Below are 26,604 nucleotides of genomic sequence, written 5' to 3'. Positions count from 1 at the left end.
CTCGCGGCCAACGGTTCTCGCCCAGCCCGCAAGCGCTGCTCACTTTCGGCAATCCGGCCTGATGCACACGCAAGGTGCAGACCGGATCGTGCTCGCGCTTACGCGCGATCAGGTCGGCAGGTCTGGTAAATCTCGCCGGGATAGACGTCCACCCCCATGAGGCGTCGACCCTCTTGTCCTCGGACGACAAGGCTTGCCGCGGGAGGTCCGTTCTGGGCCAGCGATGCCGGTTTTCAATCCATTCATGGCTCGCAAAACAAGGATGCGAAATACACTGTGCGTGATTGCTTTGTTTCGGCGACGACGCCTCGGACATCTTCGGCTACCGCAGCACTTGCCTGCAGTTTGCGATCAAGCGAGCCGCAACGGCGACTTGCCGTTGCGCTTTCGCTCGCGGCTTGTTTGGTCGGCCCTCCCGTTTCGGCACAAACTGCCGCTGAGCCTGTCCCCAAGAGCAACGCTGCGGACCAAGCCACCAAGAGAAAAACGCCGACGCCGCCCGATATGGCTACAAAGCTCCGGATCGGCGTGGTCAATCAGCCAATTCGACTTCATGCCTCGGCGCTGGCATCAGCTCCCAACCTGCCTCTCATAAAGCGCGGCAGGGCCGGTCGGATTGCTCAGACGCAAACGCGAAAGACGATCGACCCCTTCGCACGCTTTGATGCTTTCAGAGAAAAAGGGATCTGGCTCAACATACCCGGCCCCGCTGATACGATTGATCAGGACAAGGATGGCGCTAGGTCCGCACTGGCAGACGTCGGCATCGGCTATATCGGCTGGACGCACAACACCTTTGCGAACAACCAGCTGCCGAATGCAGCCAGAAGCAGCATCGCCAACCAGCTCTATATGGGGCAGAATCCGACGTTTGCCACGGCGAACTTCGTGATCGTCACATATGATCTCAGCCGGTTTGGCATTCCCGACGGACAGATTGTCGTTGGAGCCGAGCAGCAATACTGGACATGGAAGCGACCGGGGCCGGATCGAGTAGGATTGAATACACTCGCCTACTATCAAACTTTCCTCGACAGGAGATTCGAACTCAAACTTGGGTATCTCAGAAATGCGAATGAGTTCACCGGCACATTGTTTGGAGGAATTTCAGGATCAAACATGTTTGCCCTGTTCCAGGCAGGGATGAGCACCAACGCCGCGCCAACGCCCGCCGCCAATCTGAAGTACAATTTTGATGATCACTTGTACAACAAAGTCTCCGTGCAGCGCTCGATCAGTCCAGATGGTCCCTATGCGCAGATAACCGAAAATCCTTCGGGTTTGAATTGGAGCACAGCCAATGCCGGCATTCTGTTCATTGACGAACTTGGCTACAAGAGCAAGGCCGCTCCCGGCGTGCCCGACACCTGGCTGCGGGCCGGCATTGGTTTGAACAGCAGCCGCTACAAGAATTTGGCAGATCCGGATCAACAAAGGCAGAGCGGGAATAACTTTCATTACATCGCCGCTGACAGGCAGCTCTGGCAGAGTGATGTTGAGGGGACGCCATCTCGCGGCATCTATGGCGGATTCTCTATCATGGGAGCTCCGCCAGACCTAAACAGGATCAGCCGGTACTACGAGCTTCGTCTTTATGCGAAGGGACTGTTTGAAAGTCGGCCCAGTGATTTGATTGCTCTGGTTGCCAACAACACGACCTGGAGCAGGTTTGCAGTGGATGCTGCCTTGGCTAAAGGGCAGCTTGCGCATCACGATACCACAGCCATCACGGGGACATATACTGCGCATCTCGCTCCGGGGATATATGCAAGCCTCGGACTGTCCTATCTTCACAACCCGATAAGCGTCATCCACACGCACCAAACGGAACACGCCCTCAATCTTCTGGTGTCTACGCTGATATTTTTCTAGATCAGTGAGGATGCCACCAATTGGGCTACCAAACTCTCGGTTCGAAAAAATTGCGCGCAAAGTTCTGCCAGCGCGCCGGCGAGACGCTGTGAGCAGACGAACAAGGGGCCTGCTATCCCATGATCTAAGAGCCTCTGACCGAATTTCGGCTACAGCTATTTATCCGCAGGCTGCCCCGCTTGACACAGGGCGCGGGGGTGAAGTTCCAAGAATGAGCCGAGACAGATAGGGAACGTCGCGCACGGTTCGGCGCACCATTAGCGCGACGAGAACAATCGCTGCCCCTAGAATTCCCGCCAAGGCCAACTTGGATGTGAAATCCGAAGGTTCTGCGTACTGTATCGAGTCCAGAAGACGAAATGCCATGCCCTGAATCAGGTACAGCACCAGCGTGCTCTGTCCTATTTCCACGGCGATAAAGCGGACCACTCGATTTGAGCGGCCAATTCTCCAGCATTGCTGGAAGAGCTCACTCATGATCGCTGACGCCGCTGCTGAGCCAAAAAGCATCAGAAGCACGTCTTTTGCCGACTGCATATCTTTGACCAGGACGAGATTGTCGTAGACGTAAGTGTCTTTGCGCCAGGCCAGAAAGCACACCAGTGCGGCTATTGAGGCCGACATGATCAAGAGCGGCTTGTAAGCGCGCGTTATGCTCGTCCACCAGTCTCTTGACCGCGCAAATGAGAATCCCAAGCAGAAAAACGGGTAAGTGTACTTTATGAGAGGAAATATGGAGAATGTCAGAGGTGCAAGTGCGACCAGGATGACTGATAAGAATAGGATCCAGGGCGACCAACGATTGAAGATCAAAATAATTTTGACGAGAAGAAAACACACCAGCGCGGCCCAGATGAACCAATATGTGCCGGCGACATCGTTTAGAAACTGTAAAATGTTGCCTGATGCGTCAGGGGCGCGGGGAAGCACGGCTAACTTTGCTGTCTCCAGGAGACCGCACCAAAACAGCATGGGCACCAAGAGCTGCATCGCCCGATCACCGACGGCTTGCATCAACGACTTTCGCAACAGCGCTCGGCAAGAAAGATATCCGCTTATCGCCATAAAGAGAGGCATGTGGAACATGTAGATCCATTTGAAGAATGGCGAATACCAGAACCCTTCATCTCGGTAGAGGATATATTGGATCAGGTGACCGACGATCACCAAAATGATGAGCACTCCTTTGTCGAAATCCAAAGCTAGATCGCGATCGTTTTCCTCTGGCGTACCAGGCACAGTCGACCCAGTTACATTTCGCAATGTATCAATCATCTCGGCATCCCTTCATCCAACGAGCTGGAGATCCGTCTGACGTTGAGTAGCTGCCGCGACCAAGTACTGGCCGGAAGCTGCATCATCAAATCGTCGGTCCATCGTGCTCATCAATTTGGAATTCCGAGCCGGCATCAAAGACATCCCTGCCGGATGTCGCAGGTCCACTCTCCGGAACGCTGCTTTGAAGCTAGCCATTCAGGTCAGCTGGAATATCGGGTGCTGGTGAACCAGGCGTGCGAAGGTTGGCCGCGGCCTGGCGGCGTCCGAGAAGACACCACACCGTGACGACTGTTCTTAGGGTCAAGTTTCATGAGATGCCGCGTTATACCGGAGCACGGGATGCCCGGTCCAAGAGAGAAATGGTCGGAGCGGCCGAACATCGGCATCCGGCGGCCAACCACTTAGTATGAAAAGCAACTGCTGCAGCTTTTGCTCCATGGAAATCGATCCGACCGATGATCGTGGAGGCAATTGCCATCTCGAGTCTACGCTCGGATAGCTGGCTGGACGCCAATGTTCAATTATATGGATGTGGGCAATCGTTATAAAGAAAGAGGGAACGAGCTATACGAGGGTTTACCGATTTAAAGTGCTACCTCACTTCGATCGGCAGCCAGATCGAGCGGTCACCTTGCTGGGTGTCCCGTCCGAAAAAAACGCACTATGAGAATTTTGAATAGCGGCAATACCCAACTCGAGCATGAAGGCAGGGCCTCATTCCGAAAGTATTCGACCTTGCCATCACGAGTACCCAGCGTCAGTAAACCGACGTTTTTTGGCGAGCGTTCCCACATCCAGCTGACGCTCGCGTCGTCTGCACTCCGGGCTGTGGGCGGTCGAAGTGATTCGAACAGTTGCGCTCACTGAGCAACGGCTCCTAAGGCAAGATGCTCGGCGGAAGATTTGTGAAAGCCTGAGGGATAGAGAAGGCCGTGTTCAAGCTGCGCCAACAAACGGGAGGCTGGACCGCTCAGGCGGTGCCCGTGTCACTACTTCGAATGGATACATCGGCTGTCAAGGGCCGGGCTGTAGAACGCCTCGCGCGAGCTGCCCCGCCGAGCGCCTGAGATTGCCGTCCACCTGCGCTCGTCAGTCACGTTCAGGATAGATGCGAACGCGCCGGCGGCCCTCGCTTTCATCCAACTCGCCCCTGTAAGGCACGCCGCGGATCGCGAAATAGGTTGGACGGCCATCCTCCGGCATGATGCGCTCCCCCTCCAGGACGCGGACAAGGTAAAGCGGAAGGAACCGCTCGCGGTGCTCCCATCCGCCGTGGATCAGGTACCCAAGGTCCCGTAGACCCTCACGGGGTTGTTCGGCTTGGACGATCTGCGGTGGAAGATGGAGCGGCCGGGATGGCCCAGCTTCATCAAGGTAGCTCGGGCGCGGATGATGGATCAGGCGGACATCCGTGCGCCCTCCCGGTCCGAATGTGGCCGAGTAGCGCTCACCATTGATCATAAACTGGCTTGGCCCGAACTGGTTTGGCAGCAGATTGATATTGCCGAGGACATCAACCAACACGTCCGAGGCAGCTTGAGAGCCGTGGCGCCAGTCAGAGCCAACGACGGCCCCTATATCCCGCGGTTCCAGAGCGGCCCGAAACGGTCCAGCGAACGACGGCGCTCTGCCAAGTTCAGGTGCGGGCGCGGAGCGGGCATCGTCGTGCAGTGCGGACGGATCCAAATCAACCAAGGGATCCAGACCGCTGTAGATGTTTGATGAGCGAGGCCTCACCGACGATGGTGAGGCGGGTGCTTGCATCTGTTGCCCGAACCAATCCCAGGCTCCTTGGCTTAGGCTGGCTGGAGTCGCAGGAAGCCCGTGCGGCAGATTGGGCTGCGGGACCCAGTAGGGCGCTTGCACAGGTGCGGCGGGTTGGAGGATCTGCTCGCTGGACCGGTCCCAAGCCCCGCCGCTCGGGCCGGCCGATGTTGCGGGAAGCTGCTGCGACGAACTGGCCTGCCAACCGTGATGCGGCACTGGCAGTGATGAGGCGGGTCCGTGGATCTGCTCGCCGAGCCAATCCCAGGCTCCCGCGCTCGGCGTGGATGGCGTTGCCGGGACCTCCTGCGGCGAGTGCGCCTGCCGAAGGCCTTCCCCAACGGGCTGACCCGCATCCTCGGCAGGTTGCAAACCGAGCGCCCTGTTCGCATCCAGGATTTGCTGGTAGCGCCCAAGCCTGAGCAAATCAGCGTTGATTTTGCTGTCTTTGGTTTCTTGCCTGTACTCCGCGACATCCTGATCCAGCCCGGAGGTGAAGAGCCGGCCGGCGATGGCCTGCTTATCGTGCGTTCGCAGCCACTCACTCAGCCTCGACATTCGGCGGGCCTGCCTGTCGATCGTCTCCGGCTCAATCCTGTGTGTCGCCTTTTCCGCCGCGGCCCACCTGCCGATAAGGGTCGCGTCAGCGCCATGGGGAGCCAGGCGACGGAGATCGGCTGACAAGGTGTTTCCGGCGCCGACCTCACGGAGCTTTTTCAAGGCTGCTTTGATACGTCTTGCGCGGTCCGCTGCATACTTGTCGACATCCTGGTCGAGCTCAGCTTCCAGCTGGTGGTTTTCCACCTCCGGGTCTTCCAATTGCGCATTATCCACCTCGCGGCGAATTCGATCCGCGATTGATGGCCTGTTGTTTTCATTCAGGCGCGCGCTCAAAATGCGCAGGTCGGCTGCCGCATTTCTGATGGTGCCGTCGGTGAGGTTGCCGGCTGCGGTGCCGTCGGTGCGGTTGCGGACTGCTCTTTGCCTAAACTCTTTGATGAGCGCCTCGTCCTCCGGATCGACCCCGCGCGTCCGGCCCGGCTGCCTGGCGTAATCGACGCGAAAACTCGTCGAGGAAGCATCCGGCTGCGCGGCCTCCCGGGAGGACTTGCTACTCGCTCCAAAGGCTTTGCCGACCCCAGACTTGAAGCGCGACCACAGTCCGCGGCTTTTACCGCTCCTGGCCTGGACCGCAGGCTCTGCGTCCGGCAAGCTGTAGCGCGCGCTGCTGAACACGTCATCGCGTAAACTGGACTGCGGCACTTGGGCCGGAGCATCAAGCTGGAAGCGGGGAATGTCTACGCTCCGCCGCGCATCGCCCCGCGCGCTGTCCCTAAAATCTGAGCGTGGCGGCACCCGCATCGAACCGCCGAAATCGCCCCGTCGAACAGCTCGCCCCGCTCCTGCGGGAGCCTGGTCCGGCGAACTCGACTTTGCGGAACTCTCATCAGACGAATCGAGCTGCAAATCTTCCATCCGCCGCTCAAAATCGCCTTGCTGGCTTGCGTTGCCCCCTGGCTGCCCCGCTCGCCCCTGGGCGGCGTACGCCTCCATCCAAGCGCCTGAATCGAAGAATGGGTCGACTGGATCCATCCTGCTCTCCTTGTGATGGTAGAGGCCCTGCGCAATCCGCACGTTTGCACGGCCGCCAAGTGGCAGCTGTGAAGCGAAGTCAGATTCTGGATTTTTATGGGATCTAGCTTTCGAAAAGCTGACGAGTACAAGAATTCACAGCGAGCAATGCCGATTGCGCTGACCTCTTCTGAAGGGGCAGCAAGAAGCCGGCGTGGCGCGACGGCCGGACCCTGCCCCAATTTCAGTTGCTGTCGACGGGAGGCCCCAGCGCAAGGACGATCTCGTCCCCGCTCTCGGCCCAGGGCTATCGCATATGAAAGAAACCCGCGTGGAATCGATAGTTGTGCGAAGGCCGGATCGACCGAAGCTTTTCGGCATTCGCGGTCCGATTCCGATTTGTTCTCCATCCGATTCCAACGACCATCCGAGTCCCGCTCGTGCCACGCCAAGCCAAGTATCGGAAGAGACTCGGGAATTGCCATATGCGATAGCCCTAGCTCTCGGCCCGAGCCGCGCAATAATGAGAAAACACCCGTAAGGTTCCTCTATTCCTATCTGGAAGGTTCGTCGGACAGCCAATCTGTGGCACCTGCGAAGAACGCTTTCAGCGACCATTTCGCGGCTTCGCGATCGGTCAATTGGTGCGAATAAGGCTCGCGACCTGCGGGATTGGCTCCGACGCCGGTGGATTTGTATTCAGCATAGTAGGCCGTACCCAGCGTACTGGTCTTGCCCGGAGTCCATTCGCGCCACCCCTCGGCGAGGACCGGTGCATCCATCTTCGTCGACAGGAAGATCACCGTGGCATAGGGGCGCCAAGCGCGGCCAAGCGCAACAAAGCGGGCGGAGGGGTCGGCAGTCAGCCTGCAATGATCGAACACATAGGCGCTGTCCTCGTCCGGCGCGGCTTTGCTCTGCGCGGTATAGACGACGGCTTGATTGGCGATGCCATGCAACTCACAGTCTTGGAAATAAGCCTTGGCATTGCCAAATATGAAGTCGACGTGCCCCTCGATATAGCAATCCGAGAAGTATTGTCGCGACATTCGGCCGTTCTGCCCCTTACCGGCGAACAATGTGTCCTGGGCGCCGAGCAGGCGGACGCGGCTGATAATGTCCCTGTCTCCGGTAACGGACAGTGCCACGGCCTGCGAAGCTGGATTGGCCGGGTTGAGGGCATAGTCGTTTTGAATCGTCAGATTATCGAGCCGGAAGTCATCACCCGACGCGTCGAGCGTCGCCGAACGGATGGTCCCGCCGACATTGATCGCACCATCGCCGTACACAATGACCGTATCATCCGGCTTCCTGCCTGATCCTTTGATATGAACACCGGATTTGAAGACTTTGACCTTCTCGCGATAGATGCCCGGTGCGATCTGGATATCCCCGCCTTGCGCCGGTAATGCGTCAATGGCTGCCTGCACGGAATGATAGGTTGCTCTATCGCCGTGCGAGACAAGAAGTGGCTGAGCATGGGCTGCACAGCCGCAGAAACACCCGGCCAGAACGGTAGCGGGAAACACGAATATTCGCATCTGATCTCACTCTTATCGGGCTTGCTGCACACCGAGTGCGATCGGTACAAGATCCCGTCTCGATATAGAGCTGAGGATGGTCAATCCATTTGCTCACCGAAGTGGAACCGGCGCGCAATGGCTGCAACGTTAGAATACGGCAATACCTGTCAGAACGGCTGCAACCCAGCACCATGAGACCGCACTCTGGAGATGACCGTAATTCAAAGCCGCATTAAGGCGGACCCAAGCTGACGTCCCCGGTTGTTGTGCTTACCGGTTACCGTCGCGGAACACCCGGGCGCACCCCTCCCAATCGCGCGGCACCGGTTTTCTAGCTCGCCCGGGCAGCGGCGGCGAAACGTCAGAATGATCGGCGGTCACATTGACATGCTCGAGGTGCCAGGTCGCGGAATCGGCAAATCGAACATCTTCGAGGGTCACGTCAAGCGTATGGCTCTCGTCTGCCCCACGCATCAGCAGCGCACCATTGTCGCCGCGCACATGGCGCAGAACGATTTTTCGATACACCGGAATCTTCGTGCCTTGTGCGCGTGGGTCGTACTTTGTATCGAACGCGACGGGCCATCGATTTCCTCGCAGACAGACGTTCTCGTAAGTCACTCGCTCGACCAATCCGCCTCGACTGGCATCGCTCTTGATGCGCAAGCCAGAGGTCGTGCCGTCCAGGGTCAGGTTGCGCACCAGTATGTCGCTGGCACCGGAGTTCACCTCGCTGCCGATCGACATGCCGTGGCCCCAGCCGAAATAATTATCGATGACGGAAATATAGCGGGTTGCGCCGTTGTCGCCGGCCTTGATGGCCACATTATCGTCTCCGGTGCGGATCGAGCTGTGGGTGATGGTCACATCCTGGCTGGCGCCAGGGTCGATGCCGTCGGTGTTGCGGGCGTCAGCCGGCGCCTCGATCGTGAGGCCCCAAAACGTGGCGCCTTCGACCCGGTTCATCGCGATATGGAAATTGGGCGCGTTGCGCAAGGTGACGCCAGAGACCGTGATGTCCTGCGCATGGTCGATCTGGATCAAACGCGGGGCGTTCTGGTGGCCACCCTCGACTTGCGCGCGGCGGGCCAACTGCCACCAGGTTTCGGCACTGCCGACCATTGGCGCACCGCCCTGACCATCGATGATGCCGTCGCCGTAGATGCCGCCGCCGTGCGTTTTGCTGAAGCTGATAAACGGGCGACAGCCATCGCCTTTGCCAGTGATGCGACCACACTCCCCCCGGCTCTTGTCGTAAGCAGCTGGTTCGGCGATGGCGAACAACGTTGCACCGCGTCCGATCCATAAGGTTACGCCAGATTTCATCTCGAGCGGACCCGACCGGAACTCACCACGCCCGAGATAGACCGCAGCACCGGCGGGGCAGTGGTCGATGGCATCTTGCAGCCTGCCCGTGTCGTTCTTGCCAGAGGCCACCGGGCGATCGCAGACCGTACCAGGTGCAACAGGTTGGGCGACAATGCGGCGATCTTGCGCTTTTGCGGCGGGGCACAGCACCATGGCAGCAACGATGAACAATAGAGTCCATCCGCGAAAAAGCTCTGTCATCGACCTAGTCTCTTTGCCGCGAGCATCATCGCCGCCACCTTGTCCTGAGTTGATCGCCGGCCAATCGGCCGCCGCTCACCTCACTGGCCCGCGCAAGATGACATTTATAAGATCGCAAAGAAGAACGCCGGCCTTACCGCTGTTAGCAATGACTGCATCCTCCGGCTGATCCCCATCGAGTCAGAGTCGAAGCACCTCATGTCCGGCATCGATTTATCAGCAAAGGGAGCAATGGCAGTCCAGGATACAAGGCCGCCCAAGCACCATTTGTATCCAGTTGGAGCAGCCCTGCCTCGATCTGAAAGGACCTGAGGATCAGGCCACCGATGGCTATGCTCCTGAGCTGATTTCCCGATGCTGGCACTCTATTCTGCCCGGGATCCAATCTTGCCTGCAAAATTTCGAATAACGATTCCCATTGCAAGCTCATCATCGCACGGGCGTGTAACACGCGCGTCCATTGCTCGCATTGTGATCCACATCTATGAAAGTGGCGTGTAGCCTCAAATAGCGTCGGATGCCCATAACGACGACTCGGAGCAACGCTTTCAGGTGCGATAAGCCGGGACCGGAACGAACCGGCAGCGCGCGGCTGCACGACACGACACTGGTCGGGCGCCGCAGCATACTCAATCGGTTGCCCGGTCTAGGATATCCGCTATTTGGCTTCTAGCGGGGTTGAGCTGGTCCATATCCGACGGAGAGATCTTCCGGATGATCCTCTCCGCAGCAACTGAAACACCGAAGACTCGAACGCCAAATGTGGCCCGCAAAGACAAGGTCCATCGGGTTGTTTTTAGTATTGCCGATGAAAATGAAACATTAGATCAGAGAAGCCTTCGATAGGTCAGCCGCAAAACGCTCCAGTTCAACGAAGTGGACGCGCTGAAGGACGCTGACCAATCGAGGAGTTCTCGAGCATATCGTGACTTATGAGGACTGCCACAATACGCCAACCATCGGTTTCATCAGAAGGACCGGACCTACTATCGAGACATTCATTACTACAATCTCGATCTCGCATTGCTCTCGGCGCTGTTCGAGTTTCGTCGGGCTTTCTATCTCGATGAGCCGTTTTTGCCTAACGCTTTTCAAGTCAAGAACTTGCAAGATTCCGCCAATAAGCTCTGTTGAGGATTGGCTGTGGCCGGGAGACAAAGCCTCCGCAGGTCGAAGTCACAAGAGCTAGCGATCGGATGCGCGTCGCATCTGAATGTCGACGCCTGTCATGCGCAGGCGGTACTCGCACAGCGCCTTGCTGACGCCGAAGATGACGGCAATTTCCGAAGCAGCCTTCCCACGCGAGCGTAACCGGAAGATCCCATCGCGTGGCAGGAGAAAGGATCCGGCATACCAATCGGCCTCCTGCTCCTGCTCGTCGGAGAAGTCGCTTAGCAGCATGAGTCCCGATGACGAGACCTCGACGCGCGCGGGAACGTGCTTGAGCTCGATGTGGGCCAATTCATGCATGAGGTCGTAGCGTTGACGGGTTGCGGCGTGCGCCGGATTGACCACCACACCATGAACACCGTCGACATTGATGGTCATCGCCGACCAGCTGTCGCCATCAACCACCGTCAACTGCCGCACTGCTGACGACGGAAGTTGCAAGGCCTCAAAATCGAGAACGACGATATTCAGATGGCCTGCGTAGGCCCACGGATCGAACGGCACCATTGCCGACAAGCCCAGCAATTGCCTCGCGGCCGCCGCAGCTGTTTCTGCCTGTGCCTTGAAGCCGCGACGCAAAGCAATTCACCGCCCGACCAGATCTTCGCGGGCGCGAAGCGCGCGCTGCGCCGCCAGGATGAGTTCGCCGAGTGCCTTTGCCGTCTCGACCTGGACGGTCTTCTTCTTCTTGAAATGCACAACCGCGCGGCGGGTGTCGTGAGTATCTGTGGTTTCCATGCCGAGAAATTCGCGCGGATCTCTCTCGATCCATTTGCAAAGCGCGGCAAAGGTCTTCAGGTCGGGCATATGGCCGTTCTCGACCCGCGACATTGTCGCCGGACTGACATCAGCTTCTGCGGCGGCCGAGCGAATCCCCCGACTTCCCCGCTTGGCAGCGACGAGCCGTCCGAACTCTTCGATTGTTAATGGCATTCAGTCTCCATCGCACGACGACCCGCTCGCCTTGACGACGAAACGAAGAAGCGATACTGTTTCATTGCCGAGACAGATCGTATCATGTGCGATACGCCAGATCTCTGCAAGGGCGGCGCCAATTTGGCACCAAAAGAAGAGGATTCGCAATGTCTGACGCTATTCACGGTGAAAGTGGCCTGAATCGGCTCGAATTGATCATCGAGAAGTTGGAGCATGCCGAGGAGCGCTTGGTTCGTCTTCGTGCCGGCGAAGCCGAACTCGAGGGCGAGATCCAGGAGGCCCTCCGGGAACTCAGGGAGTTTGAGCACCATGTCGTCGAGGTCCATGTCGTTCATGTGAACGAGGTGGAAAAGACGACCTTCAGGGTGAACGTGGCCGCCACGCTGCAGAAGGTTTGGGACAAGGCGTATGACAAGCTGGAGATCCCGCACGAGCCCAAGGACGTGTTCCAGACCGGTGGCGAACATCCCAAGTCCTTGATGAGCCACCTGTCCCTGTCGCTCGCGCAGGCCAAGGATCAGGGCGTCATCGAGAATTATCACTTCGGTATCGCGTCCGAGACCGGGGGTGCGTGATGGTCGCGGCGACGCCGCCGACGGTTGACGTCCAAGCCGGTGCTGCTGCGCTGGACGAGGACATCCCGCGCGTTCTCAGCCTGCTAGGCGCCGAAAGCCTCGAGCAGCTCGGCTGGTCGCGGCCCAACAGGCTGACGCTGCTGGTACCGATGTGGGGCATGAACGGGACGACACGCGACGACTATCTCTTGCGACTTGGTTTCCAGGCCTACCGGCGCTGGCCGCCCGGCGCGCAGTTCGTCAACCCGGCCACGTTGACCTACCAGTACCCGGACGATGAAAAATTCGTTCCACGGCTCGCGAGCCAGGAATGTCACACCCATAGCAACTACCAGAGCGTAGGAGGCCGGACTCTCCAGCTCGTCTGCTGTTCTGCCGTCTGCGAGTTCTATGAAATCCAGCATGACGTGCACGAAGAGCATGTTTGGCGCGAGACCGACACCTTCTACAAGACGATCATGGCAATCCGCAAAGCGTTTGGATCGTCCTACGGCGGGAGGTTCAATTGATTGATGCGGAGGACTATCTGCGCCGGCCGCCTCCTGCGCGCCCTTACGAGCCCGCCGCGCAACAGCTATCGGTTCCAGCCGCGGCGATCGGAGCGACGCTCAGGCTGCTGCAAGGCGCGCAGAATCGTGAATGCGGGCTGTTCTGGTACGGGGTTCGCGACCACGCCGGCAACGGAACCGTGTGTCATGTCGCTGCTCCTCGTCAGCATATGACATGGGGCAATTTTCACGTCGCGCCGGAGGCGCTCGCCGAGATCGTGCATCGCCTCCCCGACGGCTGGAAACCGCTTGCCCAGGTTCACAGTCATCCGGGTACCAGGGTCGAGCACTCCAACTATGACGACCGCATGATGAGTAGTCGCAGGTCACTCTCCGTGGTGTTTCCTAGCTACGGCAGGCTGAACACGGCGTTTCCTTTGGGCGTCGGCGTTCATGAATGGCAGGTCGACTACTGGCATTTGCTCGACGACGAACAGGCTCGCCGCCGGGTCCGTGTCGTCAATGGATCAGTCACCATCGAGGACCGTCGCTGACGATGACCGAGACCATATCCAACCGGCATTTGTTGCAGGCCACCGGGCTTGCCGAGAAGCCACTGCACCTCGCCCAGCGTGTACGGATCGTCCTGGACTCAGAGTGGGCGTCGTCACGCGCCGGACAGCTTCTTGCCTCGTGCCTGGTCAATCTTTTGGTCCGCCAGGTCGAACTGGTCGGCACGATCGAGATCTTGTGTCCGCCGATTGCAGCACTGATCCGGCAACCCAATGGCGACGTGCCTGGCGTCCCCTTCGCGCAATCGCTCGTGCTCGTGGCAAGTTGGGCCGTCGGAGATCGGGTCGAGGTCTTGACGCCACAGGCGCCTGCGATCGCAGCCGATGTCACGATCGTGATCGGACGCGGTTCACCTGGCTACAGCGGCACCGTGTTGTTGGCCTTGGGCAACGGCTGGAAAGCCTGGATCGGCGCTTGCGAGCGCGGGCCCACCCACGTTGTGCCCGACAGCACGAACCCGCTCGGCCCGTTCCTTGCGGCCGCGCTGGCCGCAGGTGAAGTCTTCAAGCGCGGCCGCGGCCTGTTGCGCGGCCGCTTTCTGAAAGGCGATGGATACTCGCTGTGGTCAGGACAGACATCGCCTCGGTGGGACGAGCTGGAGGATGGGCCCGAGCTTGCCGGCGCTGGCCTCAGGCCGATCCACATCGTCGGCGCCGGCGCGGTCGGCAATGGCCTTGCTTACATCCTCGCCAACAGCGGTTTCGCCGATGCCTATGTCGTCGTCATCGATGACGACACCTACGACGACACGAGCCTGAACCGGTGCTTCCTCGCCGGCCACGACGACGTCGACGATCCGAAGGTTGATGCCGTTGCCGGTGCCATGGACAGGTCGGGAATCGGCGTATTCAAGTATCGCGGCACCATCAGCCAATACCTGGTCGCCGATCGCACCGGCCTGCGAGCGGATGTGGTGCAGCAGGCCGACGACCTGAGCTTCGACATCGTCGCGTCATGCGTTGACCGCGGCCTATCGAGGCAGCATGTCCAGGGTCTTGCGCCGTCCCTGCTGTTTGGCGGCAGCACATTGGGATTGAAAGCCAGGGCCAATTTCTATCCCAATCGTCCGGGGGCCGCCTGCCTCTCCTGCTTCAACCCGTCCGAGCGTGACGGCGAGAAGATGCGCGAACTCGAGAAGAAGCTGCGCGACCTCGGTGTGGACGACCGGGCAGCGCTTCTGCAGGATGCAGGAGTGGATCCGCAACTGATCGAAGATTACCTCGCCAGCCCGAAATGCGGAACGCTCGGTGAGGCAGCGTTGCGGAATCTGGCGACACGCGCGCCATCGCAGTTTTCGGTTGGCTTTGTGTCGCTGGCAGCAGCGCTTCTGCTCGCCACAAAGATGTTTCAGGTCATCTTGTGGAATGGCGCGCCAAACCGCGCTGACGTCTGCTCCTTCAGCTTCATGAATGGCGGCCTCGGGGATTCGTTCCTGGGGCCGGACGATGCCTGCGAATGGGGTTGCCAGGAACGGCGAGGTCAGGTTGACGCAACCCATGGCACCGATCGGTCCGTATCATAAGCCGCCAGGCACCCCTACCATGGGACCGTCCACGGCCGGCAGACCGGACGTGAGCTGGTCGCAAACTGCGCTCCTGCGACATGGAGGTTGCTGTTTGCGCTCCGCGCCGTACTTGGCCACAAGTTGTAGTTGCTTACGCCAAAGGAACGCGTAATCATCGCCGGGAATCAACCGCATAGAGCCAATTTCATTTCGGTCTGCCGCCGTCGAATTGTTAACCCGTTTCTGGATCGGGGTGGACCTCTCAAACATGAAGTCAGCATGCCCGACACCGCATTCCGTTTTCTGCTGCAGAACGACATGCAGCCGTTCTGTCCGTCGCGCTGTTATATCGTTGCAGACCCCAAGAATCGCGATCGCAGGCAATGGACGCTTCAACTTGATCCCCCCGAAGAGTCCGCCTGGTTCTATCAGTTGGACGACATCAAGGACTGGATGCTCCACGGCACCAAGCCGGTGCGGCAGATCTTCTATGATCCGAAGAATCCGCTGACGCCGTTTCGCGAGTTGGAGCGCGACGAAGTCTTCCGCGAATATCTCAGGAAGATCCTGGAGAGATTGCCTCCGGAGTTCAGGCAACGCCGCAAGTATGCCTTGATGCCATCGATTGCCGATGATCGAACGCGGACCCGTTACAAGGACGCCGTCGAGGCGGCCATTCCGGGGATCACGGTGGTTCCCGAACCAGAGATGGTTGCCGAGTACTTTCGGCTCCTGAAGCGCTCGCTGAAGCTCGAGACCGGAACGAACAATGTTCTTCTGGTTGTCGACGTCGGCGCCTCGACCGCCAACATGACCCTGGTTCTCAGCCGCCGCGACGGCACCATCATTGATGTCGACGCCAAGGGGGCGCAGCGCGATCTGAGGGTTCGTGCGCTTCGCGGCGATAGTGTCGGTCACGCCGGCCGCTGGGTCGACTCGCGGCTTGTCGAATCGCTTGGGGTGGCCGATTCGCTGCTGGAGAAGGATCGCGACCTGGTCTTGCGCGCGATCGAGCGGGCAAAGGTGCAAGCGAGCCTGACGGATACCGCGATCCGGGTGGAGATTCCTTCGGCAGCGCCGCTGTTCATTGACAAGGGTACGCTTGTCTCGGTTGCGAGCGAGCTATGGAAGGCCTTGCGGCCGCTGTTTGAGCGGCTTTGCGAACGGCTTTACGAGAACCAGACCTCGTCGGATGACGCGCGACGCAAGAGCGAGGCGCGGTTACGCGAGCGCCAGGTAGCCTCGCCGAGCGAGTCCTATCGTCTCATCGATACGATCTTGCTTGCTGGTGGCACCAGCCTGCTTCCTGGCTTCGAGGAGGCGATGATGATGACGCTGTTCCCCGATGACCATCGACCCGCAGTCCTTCGCGTGGGAAGCTCGTTTGCCATTGCCGCGGCAGCCGGTGGCCTGGCCCACATTCTTCATAATTACGATCCGCCGCGGCTTCGGGAGCCCGACGGGAAAGGTGGCAGTGTGTTCAAGGCGCCGTTGGTATCCACGCTGCCTTATCCGCTGCTGCTTGGGGTCAAGCAACCAGCCGAGCTCGAGCAGCAGGTCACGGTACTCGATCCCAACGATCCATTCATTGACGATGGCGGCAAGCGTCCGATCCAGGATCTGCCGGCTTTTGCAAAAGGCGCGCAGCCTCGGATGCGGCTGATCCCGGGCGGCGCGGCTGGCGTTTCAGCCCGTCAGGGACGCAAGTTCGAAGCCCTTCGGGTCCGTCAATCCCCAGGCAAGATGGAGATTGAGTGGGATCCCGCAAAGCAGCGTGCGACGATCCATTCCGAGCAGATCGAGGGAACCAAGGGCACGCTATGGATCGATGCCAACACGCTCCGCAAGCGCCAGGAATCCTCGCTCAACCCGTTTGATGGCCCGCTGCAGCCGGGTGCTTTGGCGGTCGACGCCGCGGAAGACGTCGTGCTTGACCTCGGCATGTCCAAGATCGTGGCTCTAACCGCAAATCGAGGTTGGATTTCCGCGGAGGAGCTTGAACGCATTGTGCGCGACGGTCTCGATCCGTCCGACCTGCTGCCAAGCGGCCAGGCTGAACAGGACGGTGGTGCTGAGGCAACAGATCGAGACCTGCCGGATGACGTTACGCCCGCGCAGGACATCGAAATCGTCACCCCCGCTCCTGCCTCCTTCACCGGCGCGGAGCCTAGCGTTGTGCGAGATATTAATCTCGACCGCGATCGCGGGGATGCAGAGCAGAATGCCGGCCTGGGCTCCGCTGAGTTGAGCTCCCACGAGCAGGTCCTGACGCCAGCTCCTTTGGTCGCACGGCGGCCCGAGCCTGCGGGCGGAGGCCAGTTCGACTGGGACACCCGTGTGTCTGACGCCCAGTTCTCTCACGCGCTGGAAGCCCTCCAAGAGGCGCTGAAGTCAAACCAATCGCAATACCAGTTTGACGATATCGTCGTCGCCATTCTGGCGCTTGCAGTGCGTCCGATCGTGCTGCTGGCAGGCCCTCCAGGATGCGGCAAGTCGTCACTGGTTCGGTTGATTGCACGAATACTCGGAAAAGAGACAGGCCTGACTTTTCATGAGGTTGCCGTCCAAGCGCACTGGGATAGCGACGACGTCCTGTTTGGCGGCAAGGGGATGCTCAGTCACCTGCTCGCAAGCAGCTCGCATTCTCATTTGATCCTGTTCGACGAATTCAACCTGACGCGCCCCGAATACTACCTGTCACGGCTGTTCCATGCGCTGGACGGCGGTGACGGCGCGATCTCACGCGAGCTCAGAATTGCTCCCTGTCGAGTGTTTGGAACAATGAACATTGACGACTCGTCACGTCCACCGTCGCCGAAGGTGATCGACCGTTGCTTCCTGCTGGAGCTGACGCAGGTGCCGTGGGATGTCGAAAAGCCAACGGGGCTGTCGGATCCCTCCGCAGTTCCGGTGCTGCCTGGCCTGCCGGTGGTCTCGATCGACGGAGCGAGCACCGACGAGCGGATCAATGCGGTGTTGCGCGCGCTGCACGTTGCGGTTTTCGAACACAATCTGCGCCACGACCTGCTTCCGTCCCGGCGGGTGCTCGCTGACATCAAGGCGCTGTTGGCGCTCCATCACAGGCTGGATCTGCAGGGCAAAGACCTGTTGCAACGCGACGAACTGGTTGACCGGGTGGTTGCCAGCCGAATCCTGGTGAAGCTGTCGGGCGCGTTCGATCAGCTCCAACCGGCGCTCGACGCCCTCGACAAGGCGGTCGACGGCGTAGAGGAGCTTCCCCGCACCCGCCGCCGTCTGAAGCTTGCGCGCCAGCAGGCACGGCTTGGATTTGTCTCGCCTTGGCAGTAGGTCGAACCAGCATCGAAGCGGTACGCGTGACGGGCGGCGACGGCATGGGCGTCGAGCATGCCTGGGAGCCCAACACGTGGTACCTCATTCGCGATGACCGTCCGTATCTCGACGTCCTGACCAGGGGTTACCCGGCCCAACCCAAGGGCGAGACCAAGCTCGAAGCACTCGACGAGCCTGCTCCCGAGGGTACACGGTGGCAGCGCTGGAATCTCGAAGCCGACCTTGCTTATGAACGTCGTCTGGGCGAGGTCGTGCTCGCCTTGAAGGTGCCCAAGAACCTCACCTTGCGCTGCTACGTCGTTCCAACCTTGCTGTTGAGCTACCGCGATGTGATCGCAATGGTGGAGGATATCGAGTCCGAGCTCGGGGTCACGGCCGCATGGGATATGATCACCGAACGTCCGGAGCGATCATGGAGCCGGCGCATCGAGGGCGGACATGCCATGGCGCCGTCGGAATTGGTCGGGCTGATCGAGGAGGAGCTGCCTGCTGCGCTCGCAATCCGGCGCGACCCGTTCAGGGAATTGGGGCCGCAGTCACGGCGCGGTATCCCGCTTGGCGAGAATGCCATCGTCTCACATTGGGCGATCCGCCGACATGGCCAGCTGCGACAGGCCTCAGAGCTCGTTGCGACCGAGCTTGGCGCACTGCGATTGAAGGGCGCAAGAATCAATCCTGAAGGTCGCCAGAAGAGAATCAACGAGGAAATCGCGCGACTCGCCGCGCTCGAGCAGACGCTGGGGGAGCTCGGCGGATCGCTCGCCCGGCTCGGCGACGAGGTCGAGCTCATGACAGCCGTGCATCCCGCACCGCTGTTTCAGCGCGACCATCGTCTTCGCCGTCTGCTGCGCGCCTTTGCCCCCCGTGTCTCAGAGGCTCTCTCGGCGGTGGAGTCGTCAAGATCGCACTTTCCCCCGATGTTCCTGAACAGCCTCTGGGAGCTTTGGGGAGCGGTGTGGCTCGCCCGGGAATTGCGGGGGTTGGGTTTCGCGGGCCCTTGTTCGCTCGACGCCGCCGACATGGTGAGCTCCTGTTCCTGGCGGCTTGAACGGGCGGGCGTCGTCGTGGAGCTCGACTACGAGCCTGATCCAGTGCTGATCGACTACGAACAGCTACCGCCCGCACATGATCGCGATGTGCCGGCTCTCGAATGGGCTGCGCTTCACCAGGATCTAGATATAGAGCGGCCTCTTCTCGGCACCGAGCCGCGTTGTTCGCCGGATTACGTGCTTCGGATCACGACGCCATCGCAGCTGAAGTCTCTTGTCGTCGGCGATGCCTGCTTGGCGAGCCCGGACCATCACGGCACGGGGCCAGACAAGAGCGGCGCCAAGCCATATATCGTGGAGCGATACCGCCGAACGCTGGGCTGGGCGGTCAAGGGGCAAGTCGTCAGGTGTCACCCAATGGGCGGGTTCGTCGTCTTCCCACCGCCCGGGGCAGCGTGGCGGCACCTAGAACAGGTACCAGGCGCCGGCGATTGCACGCTGCTTTGCCCAAGTCCGCAGCACGTTGCAGACGCAAGCCGTCGGCTGATCAACCTGTTGCGCATGGTCGCGCCGGAAATCGGCTGGCAGCCCTAGCCGTCAACACCACGGCCATCGGCACTGCTCCACGCGATCGCAGGACGTTTCGTTCTCGGAATCCCGGGACCGATCCCGGCTGGATCGCGTTGCCCGGCGGCAGTGATCACGTCCCGCAGCCGAGGCGCTCAACCTTTGGCCGGGACCGCCTCGCCGATGTCATGAACCCGCCATTACCTTGCGTTATCCTGTCGTGCTGCCAACGTATCGTCCAGCTAGTCAAGATCACCTGGTGCAACCTCGAACATGGCGCCCATGTGGCGGTGTTTCCCGGCTCCCTCGGCATGGGTGAGCGTCACAAGACGGCTGTTGGATTTGAGCGCGGCATACAGCTTCTCCGGCCGCCTTTGCTGATTTCATGGGCCCCTTCAAGGGAGCTCATCGCTAGGGCCGAAATTTAAGATCAGCTATGATCAGGAAGACCGTCAAACAGCCGGGCGATCGAAGGCGAATTCTCCGCCGGCCTCATCGAACAAGATGTAGGCGCCCGCCAAGGCGCTGTCGTAGCCCGGCGTCTCGACGACCTGCCATGTGCCCCGAATGCTCATGCCGGTGCTGCCAGAAGCTTGGGAAGCCGGGTCAGATTGTAGGCTGCAAGCGCCAGGACGAAGGCGGCGTCTACGCAGTCGCGGCCTCGCAGCTTGACCTTGGCCAAGCCAGCGGAACACTTGATCCAGCCGAAGACTTCTTCGATGCGTTTGCGACAGCGATGGCTGAGGTCATAGCCACTGTGGAGTGTGGTACGCGCGTCAGTTGCCGTCTTGCGCCGCTTGCTGGTCTTATTCAGATGTCCGTCGATCGCGATATGCGGAGTGACCGACCTGTCTCTGAGATCGTGCACGAACTGCATGACATCATAGGCCTTGTCGGCCCCCAGGGTGATCCGCGTCACGCACCTTCGCTTGCCGATCATAGCAAGCGCAATCTCCCGCTCGGCGGTACCCGTCGCTTGGCCCCCTCCACCCAAAACCGCCAAACCATTGCGGTTCTCCATCAGGGCATGGCCCACATAGCTCAGCTTGGCTGGCTGGCCGTCACCCTTCTTGTAGAGCCGCGCCTCAGGATCGTCGTGCTCTTATTGAACCGGTTCTCCTTGTGGAAGCTGCACTCGGCGTTGCGTCCCGGACCATCCTGGCGTTTGTCGCCGCCATCCTTCTTCCGGAAGCTCTTGATCGAAGCCCAGGCTTCAATCAACGTACCATCCACCGAGAAGTGATCGCTCGATAGTAGACGCTTGACCTTTGGCTGCGCCAAAAGCTCGTTCAGGAACTTGGCCGCAATCGCGCCCTCAAGCAGCCGGTCACGGTTCTTCGAGAAGGTCGAATGGTCCCAAACCGCATCGTTCACCCCAAGTCCAACGAACCGGCGGAACAGCAGATCGAATTCCATCCGCTCCATTAGATGCCGTTCCGGGCGAACCCCATAAAACGCCTGGAGCAGCATCGCCCGAAGCAACTTCTCCGGTGCGATCGAGGGCCGTCCAAAGTCCGTATAGAGCTTGCCGAACTCCCCAGAAAGGTAGAAAGGTCGCCCAGCGCCGCATTCGCCAAGTCTCGGATCATCCGTAGCGGGTGATCGACGCGAACCCGAACCTCCAGGTCCACGCAACTGAAAAGCGAGCCGAACCGTTCGTCACTCCCTCGCATCGCCTGCTCCTGTCGCTCGCGAGCATCCTTCGCGAGGATAACACTGAATTTCCGCTTGAGGTCGGTCCGCCCCCTTCACCTTCTCCTGGCGGGACTCGGGCGCATGTTGACTGGTACCCCCGAGACGTTTGCTGAGATCCAGACGGAGAATCCTTTTGCGCCGACAGTCCGCTTGCGCCTAATCGCAGCACTCGAGAGGCTAAGCGGGGACGGCCAGGAAGTCCTCGACCATCTTCGCTGTGAGTGGAGTGATCTCGCGCCACGTCTCAAACCGGCCGCCGAGACTTGCGAGCGCCTATTTGCATGCCCGATTTTTCCTCTGGAGAGGCGCGAATAGAGATTGAAGACATAGACGTATGACTGACGTTAGCTCAGGCGGCAGTACGCAACCGTGCGCAGGCCGACGATTTCGACACCGAACATTCTCCTAAACGTCGCATGGACATTAGGCTAACATTGCATCGAGCTCCAGCCGCCCAAGCGAAAGGCGAAGGGCATCGGGTGTATAGCTCAGCGGTAGAGCCGGCCGTTTGCTTGAAGACCTGATCATCAGTTCGACACTGGCTCCGCCAACCAGCTCAATCATCAGCTCTCCAAAACGAGCTTGAGTAGTCGCAGCGACACCGTACTTCTTGATTACAGTGGCACTCGGATAACATTCCGCCTACTCACGTACCGCCCTTGGTGCCTCGCTAAAATCGTATTCGGCAGTACCGCTACAGTTCCCGACCAGAGTCCCGCCTCCCCCTTTGCATGTGCGAAGTGCTCCAAACCCTGAGAGCTCGGGGTGTGAGGCGGGCACCGGCAAGTTCTCTCCAGGACTTCCGCACCTCGATCCAGCGGCTTTTCCGAGCGGGCAAGGCATCAAGCATTTCGTGGGCAGTCGGTGCGAGGCGCGCAGCTTCGGAGTTCGGGTCGAGCTTGGCTTCCTCAAGAATTTTAAGCGCGGTCTTTTCGGACAGCGTCCACCCCGACTCGGTGAACCTGCTCTCCGCGAAATACTCAAAACAGGTGCGGAACGTCAAAGCGCGGCCAATGACCGCATGGTTTGATAGTCCCGCTTGGTTCAGCCACCGCCGGAGATACTCACACCACTCTTGGCTGCCAATTTCGGAAGGACCGCGACATTCGAAGAGCAAAAGCACCGCCATGCCAGCGATCTCGCGACGGACTTCTCCATCCTGCTTTTCGAACCAGTCCCGGATTGCCTGTAATGGCGTCACCGGCGGCTTCACGACCGGTGCCGTAGCGGTGCGGTGGAACGAGACCACGTTTTCCGGCGGGGGCATGCGTGGCCATGGCCTTCCGTCTGCGTCCCACAAGACCCACCGCTTTGCGATCTTTCTTGCTTCTTCAGGAGACCTGGTTCGCCAAAGCTCCTTGAGCGCCTCATTGACGTAATATGGGACGTCAGCCTTCAGGCCGCATGTACGTGCTATTGCCGCGAGGCGCCCGGCGTCAATGAGCCGCGCCGCGAAGTTATTCTCTGCATTCATTTGCCGAGGCCCTTCGTGTCCTTTCTAGCGCGCTCCGCTATTGGCTCTTCGGCGGCGTAATACGGACCCGCCGGGATCTACACCAGCAGGCGCCATCTCTCGCGTAAGTTCCACGTGTCGCCAATTTCACTGACCAGCCATGGCCTCAACTTACGATGCTGGCCATGCCCAAGAGAGGCGCCCATTGCATTCCGAGGGTCTGCATTCTTCGTGCCACAGTAACGGTCCGAGATTCGTATTGCGTTGCGTCTGCTTTGTTTTCTTTCCGACTTGCGCCCGTCTTGTTCTTTCCACTCGGGGACCATCCGTGGCAACTTCATGTGTCGCCCTAAGGTAATCGATCGACGTCGGTGAATTGTGCCCGCGCCCAATGAGTGAGCATCGCATCGGGAGCCGCGCGCAGCGTTTGTGCCCGCGCCATTGCGCAGCGAGCGCCTCAGGCCGAAAATCGATCTGCGCGGCCATGGACGGCGGCACGAATCCTCCGAGACAGGACTTGGCTTCTACCGGTGCTGCTGTGCCCAGACACGGGCACGGTTTTCTCGGTCCGCCATAAGGCCGGCGGCGCCGCCGCGACGACTGTCAACACGTCCCCCAAAAGCAAGCGTGTGGTTCAACCAATAATACGCTTGCGTGCGGCACGAGGCAAAAAAGTAGCGCCCTTTCGAATGCCCGGCGTATCCATTATTGCAGGACGCTGTGCCCCATCTCCCGGCGCTCGCCGGAGGCCAGCGACGCGGGGATAGATCACGCGGGCACAAGACGCCGCTGACGCCTCGGCTTCACCTCAATCCTAACTTCGACGTCCTGATCGAGCTTCACGAGCATGGCAATCAGGCGGTCGAGCGTAAAACGGTCGAGATTGGCCTTTCGTACGCGCGAGAAGTCGGCCGCCGCAAATCCCGTTAGATCGTGCGCCTTCCGCACGCTGATATCCTGCTTGTCCAGGACGCCAATGATCTTTGCCGCGAGAATAGCCTTGGCCTGCTGAATATCCGCGTCTGGATAGCCAAAATCACGGAAGACATTGCCGCTGCCACGGACGAGTTCCAAAGCTTCCTTTTTCATCGCAAAGCCTCGTTCAATCGCTTGATCCGTTCCTTGATGCGGTCCACGTCCATCTACGACGTCTTGATCCCGCTTTTGTACTTCTTCTGGAACGCATCTATTACCCACACGTCATCGCCAATCTGCACCGCATAGATCGCTCGAAACGCATCGCCGCGGTGTTTCAGGGCAATCTCGAACACACCCGAGCCCACGCATTTAAATGGCTCGGCCTTTCCACCCCGCGCGGCAATCGTCAGTGCTGTCAGCATGTCGCGCTGGGCGGAAACTCCTCGAAGTCTTTTCTCGCGGCCTTCAACCACGAGATCGGGCGGACCAATTCAGGCATACAGGACATGTTGTCATATTTGACAACAGCAGTCACGGACCAGGATTTTGCCAGCGGCCCGGCGCGGCCGGGCATGTCGCGGGAGTGCACCTTGTTGCGAGCTGCCGGCCACGCGATCGCTCCGCCAAGGCTCTCCAGCTCGCCCCGGAAAAGCGTCGTTCACGCCTAGTGCGACATTGTCTCGATAAGGTTGATCGGGATCCGGGGCATGAAGGGGCGCCGAAGGTGGATTTGTCAGCTCACACGGGAGGCAGGGAGATGTCGACGGCGGCCAGTGCGAAGTGCCCAGCCGCCGGCCTTTTCTACAAGGGCGTGTACACTCATGGTCCTGGAACACGCCGCAGATAAACTCCGTTCCTAACGAAGGGCCCCCGCCGGATACGAGGGCCCTTCCAGAACTTGGAGGAGGAGATGACTCCAAGCCCTATGTCGGCGACTGCAAACCTGGAGACGATACCCATTGATCGATGTCAGCTGCGATCTCCGCCGTCCTCGCACGCTTCAGCAGTTGGTCGCGCTCGACGCCTGGCGGAAGCCGCGCTGCCTTGTGGAAGATATCGTCAGCAAACGCATTGAGCCGGTCCTGAAGCGACGTGGTTTGCTTTGCTCTATTTCTGGTTTTCTTCATAACGTGCTCCGCATTTTTTCTCGGAAGCGCTGAGGCTCACCTTTCCAATGAGCATATGAAGTTATGATGATCGTTTCCACAACCTAGGTTACGATCGCGATAACTTTGAACGAATTCGCGCGACGAAGACCTTCGGACGTTATGTCGCGGCATTCGATTTTCGCTGTAACAACAGGCTCTAGCCATCTTGAGCGGCTTACTCAATTTACCTTTTGGGCTAATTTCACTGCCCAGCGTCTTGCGGATCGTGCTGACGTCGTTCGCTTCCAACCGGTCCCGACCTTGCCCATGTAGACCAGTTCTTTGCCCTCCTGTTTTCCCAGGTACAGCGCGACGAAATTCGATAACCGAAAACTCGCGCCGCCGGACAGTCTTCACCTTCAGCCCGGCTTCGTTGCGGTCGGAGCGGTACGGGGCGCCCATCTTCATCGAGATAATACCCTCGTAATAGAGCTTCGCAGCGTGTTCGAACAGCTTCTGTCCATCACCCTCGACATGCTCGTTGAAAAAGTACCGGCGAACCGCTGTCCGCCGAGAGCAATGGCGGCCTCCTCGGGACTTACTCCACCAGCGAACGCGCCACCGGCGGGCACTGGTGGTACGACCTGTCCAAAGCCTCGCGCGAGGGTGACGACTATCGCGTCAACGTCGAGAAGTCGTCCACCACCGGCTCGGGCCAAGCCGACTATCACATCGTGCAGACGCGCCCCCCGGGCGCCAAGGACCAGGCCGACATCATCTCTTTCGAGATCGGCAGGACAAATGTTCCTTCCGGATCCTCCCCACTCATCCTTCCGTCTCCAGCTTCCTGTATGGATTCGGTTCGCTAGCGGTCCGATAGTCATCCAAATTGCCGCCCAGAAACAGCACCTCGCGCTCCTCGATTGGCGTATCGCTCACCCATGCTAGATCTGGTTCATCATTCTCGGTCCCGTCCTCGAGTATCCGGACGATCTCTTCGGACGTCCAGGTAGCGGCCCTCGGCACCGTGTAGGTGTGCAACTCGTTCGAGCTTTCCGCGATCGCTTTCGCGCCATACTCGTTGGCATCGTCAGGCGAAAGCAGCAGTCGTGAGGCGTCCTCGGACAGTGACACAAAGGGCGAAGAATTGGTATCTCCCCTCATGTGCTCTGCCGCTGCGCGACCCAGATCAAGTCGTTGCCCTCCCCAAATATTCCAGGGGGCGTGCTCGTAACGCAAAGACGCCATCGAACGCAAATGGTCCATCGCGCTCTGATGCTCCAACACACGCGGCTTGCAATGGGCCGCGTGGTCTTGAAAACGTTGCAGCCGCGCATACGACGATGCCACCACGTCATCGAAAACGCGGCTGCGATCGACACTGCCGGCTGACGGCCCAGTCGCTGTTGGCCACTGTGCTGTTTGTTGCGCAGCCAGTTCGATTTCTCGTCTGAGCGCCCCGGCGTTTGCACAGGTCAGCGTTGCGGCTAGCTGAGCGCGCGTTCTGACAAAGGATTCGGCCGCGCACCGTTCGTCAGCCTGGATAGTCCGCGCTCTCTTATTGCCGTCCGTCACAATCCCCGATGATCCAGCCTCCAGTGGAGCTGATGTTCGGTGGATCGGTAGAGTCTCTTCAAGTTGCTGCTCAAACTCTGATTGCAATGCCTCTTCGAGTTGCGGCTCCACAGAGTACGTGCGAGCGGCGGATGGGTTGATATTGTTAGATGGATCCATTTCATTCTCCCTTGACAGCTTTGC

General features: G+C 59.6%; 19 protein-coding genes and 1 pseudogene. 7 read left to right on the top strand and 13 right to left on the bottom strand.

The window, feature by feature from the left end; all coding sequences use genetic code 11:
* The first annotated feature begins 156 nt into the window (after window positions 1-156).
* The gene (locus tag XH93_RS10635; RefSeq protein WP_246799563.1) at window positions 157-1,872 is read left to right on the top strand and encodes a carbohydrate porin; all 1,716 of its coding nucleotides are present in this window, start codon (window positions 157-159) and stop codon (window positions 1,870-1,872) included.
* 159 nt (window positions 1,873-2,031) lie between these two features.
* Here XH93_RS10635 and nolL read toward each other — a convergent pair whose 3' ends face one another.
* From nolL to XH93_RS10605, 6 genes are all read right to left on the bottom strand, one after another.
* Complete coding sequence (gene nolL / locus XH93_RS10630) at window positions 2,032-3,147, bottom strand: nodulation factor fucose acetyltransferase NolL (protein WP_194473441.1); 1,116 nt, start codon at window positions 3,145-3,147, stop codon at window positions 2,032-2,034.
* 1,092 nt (window positions 3,148-4,239) lie between these two features.
* On the bottom strand, window positions 4,240-6,507 hold the full coding sequence (locus tag XH93_RS10625) for a hypothetical protein (RefSeq protein WP_194473440.1): 2,268 nt from the start codon (window positions 6,505-6,507) through the stop codon (window positions 4,240-4,242).
* Between the two features lie 533 nt (window positions 6,508-7,040).
* A complete protein-coding gene (locus tag XH93_RS10620) occupies window positions 7,041-8,027 on the bottom strand; it encodes a pectinesterase family protein (RefSeq protein ID WP_194473439.1) in 987 nt (328 codons plus the stop codon).
* Window positions 8,028-8,279: 252 nt separating this feature from the next.
* Window positions 8,280-9,578: a glycoside hydrolase family 28 protein gene (locus tag XH93_RS10615; RefSeq protein ID WP_194473438.1), complete on the bottom strand. Its 1,299-nt coding sequence runs from the start codon at window positions 9,576-9,578 to the stop codon at window positions 8,280-8,282.
* Between the two features lie 1,185 nt (window positions 9,579-10,763).
* Complete coding sequence (locus tag XH93_RS10610) at window positions 10,764-11,327, bottom strand: ImmA/IrrE family metallo-endopeptidase (protein ID WP_210340472.1); 564 nt, start codon at window positions 11,325-11,327, stop codon at window positions 10,764-10,766.
* Between the two features lie 6 nt (window positions 11,328-11,333).
* Window positions 11,334-11,681: a helix-turn-helix domain-containing protein gene (locus XH93_RS10605; protein WP_194473437.1), complete on the bottom strand. Its 348-nt coding sequence runs from the start codon at window positions 11,679-11,681 to the stop codon at window positions 11,334-11,336.
* A 149-nt stretch (window positions 11,682-11,830) separates the two neighbouring features.
* Between XH93_RS10605 and XH93_RS10600 the strand changes: the two genes are divergently transcribed.
* The 6 genes from XH93_RS10600 (at window position 11,831) to XH93_RS10575 (ending at window position 19,719) form a co-directional block, all read left to right on the top strand.
* On the top strand, window positions 11,831-12,259 hold the full coding sequence (locus XH93_RS10600) for a hypothetical protein (protein ID WP_194473436.1): 429 nt from the start codon (window positions 11,831-11,833) through the stop codon (window positions 12,257-12,259).
* Entirely contained in the window at window positions 12,259-12,768 is a 510-nt protein-coding gene (locus XH93_RS10595) for a hypothetical protein (RefSeq protein WP_194473435.1), read from the top strand. Before XH93_RS10600 ends, XH93_RS10595 begins: the two co-directional genes overlap by 1 nt.
* Window positions 12,765-13,301 (top strand): Mov34/MPN/PAD-1 family protein, encoded by a 537-nt coding sequence (locus tag XH93_RS10590; RefSeq protein WP_194473434.1) that lies wholly within the window; start codon window positions 12,765-12,767, stop codon window positions 13,299-13,301. The genes XH93_RS10595 and XH93_RS10590 overlap by 4 nt, the downstream gene beginning before the upstream one ends.
* Before the next feature lie 2 nt (window positions 13,302-13,303).
* The gene (locus tag XH93_RS10585; protein WP_194473433.1) at window positions 13,304-14,842 is read left to right on the top strand and encodes a ThiF family adenylyltransferase; all 1,539 of its coding nucleotides are present in this window, start codon (window positions 13,304-13,306) and stop codon (window positions 14,840-14,842) included.
* Window positions 14,843-15,103: 261 nt separating this feature from the next.
* Window positions 15,104-18,133 (top strand): AAA family ATPase, encoded by a 3,030-nt coding sequence (locus XH93_RS10580; RefSeq protein ID WP_194473432.1) that lies wholly within the window; start codon window positions 15,104-15,106, stop codon window positions 18,131-18,133.
* Between the two features lie 26 nt (window positions 18,134-18,159).
* A complete protein-coding gene (locus XH93_RS10575; protein ID WP_194473431.1) occupies window positions 18,160-19,719 on the top strand; it encodes a hypothetical protein in 1,560 nt (519 codons plus the stop codon).
* A 425-nt stretch (window positions 19,720-20,144) separates the two neighbouring features.
* On the opposite strand, the gene XH93_RS42720 is transcribed toward XH93_RS10575, so the two are convergent.
* The 7 genes and pseudogenes from XH93_RS42720 to XH93_RS10545 form a co-directional block, all read right to left on the bottom strand.
* Entirely contained in the window at window positions 20,145-20,267 is a 123-nt protein-coding gene (locus XH93_RS42720) for a hypothetical protein (RefSeq protein ID WP_256436602.1), read from the bottom strand.
* Window positions 20,264-21,365: pseudogene (locus tag XH93_RS10570) on the bottom strand (IS5 family transposase). The gene XH93_RS42720 and the pseudogene XH93_RS10570 overlap by 4 nt, the downstream one beginning before the upstream one ends.
* Before the next feature lie 716 nt (window positions 21,366-22,081).
* Window positions 22,082-22,861 (bottom strand): hypothetical protein, encoded by a 780-nt coding sequence (locus tag XH93_RS10565; RefSeq protein ID WP_246799562.1) that lies wholly within the window; start codon window positions 22,859-22,861, stop codon window positions 22,082-22,084.
* Between the two features lie 747 nt (window positions 22,862-23,608).
* Window positions 23,609-23,929, bottom strand: a complete 321-nt coding sequence (locus XH93_RS10560) for a helix-turn-helix domain-containing protein (protein ID WP_194473430.1) — start codon at window positions 23,927-23,929, stop codon at window positions 23,609-23,611.
* Between the two features lie 53 nt (window positions 23,930-23,982).
* Window positions 23,983-24,180: a type II toxin-antitoxin system RelE/ParE family toxin gene (locus XH93_RS10555; protein ID WP_210340471.1), complete on the bottom strand. Its 198-nt coding sequence runs from the start codon at window positions 24,178-24,180 to the stop codon at window positions 23,983-23,985.
* Between the two features lie 501 nt (window positions 24,181-24,681).
* The gene (locus XH93_RS10550) at window positions 24,682-24,885 is read right to left on the bottom strand and encodes a hypothetical protein (RefSeq protein WP_139486127.1); all 204 of its coding nucleotides are present in this window, start codon (window positions 24,883-24,885) and stop codon (window positions 24,682-24,684) included.
* Between the two features lie 786 nt (window positions 24,886-25,671).
* Entirely contained in the window at window positions 25,672-26,580 is a 909-nt protein-coding gene (locus tag XH93_RS10545) for a hypothetical protein (RefSeq protein ID WP_194473429.1), read from the bottom strand.
* Window positions 26,581-26,604: the final 24 nt, after the last annotated feature.

The sequence above is a fragment of the Bradyrhizobium sp. CCBAU 51753 genome (assembly GCF_015291565.1).
Lineage (GTDB): Bacteria > Pseudomonadota > Alphaproteobacteria > Rhizobiales > Xanthobacteraceae > Bradyrhizobium > Bradyrhizobium ivorense.
Note: the sequence above shows the minus strand (reverse complement) of the source record. Positions and strands in the feature narration are given on the sequence as shown.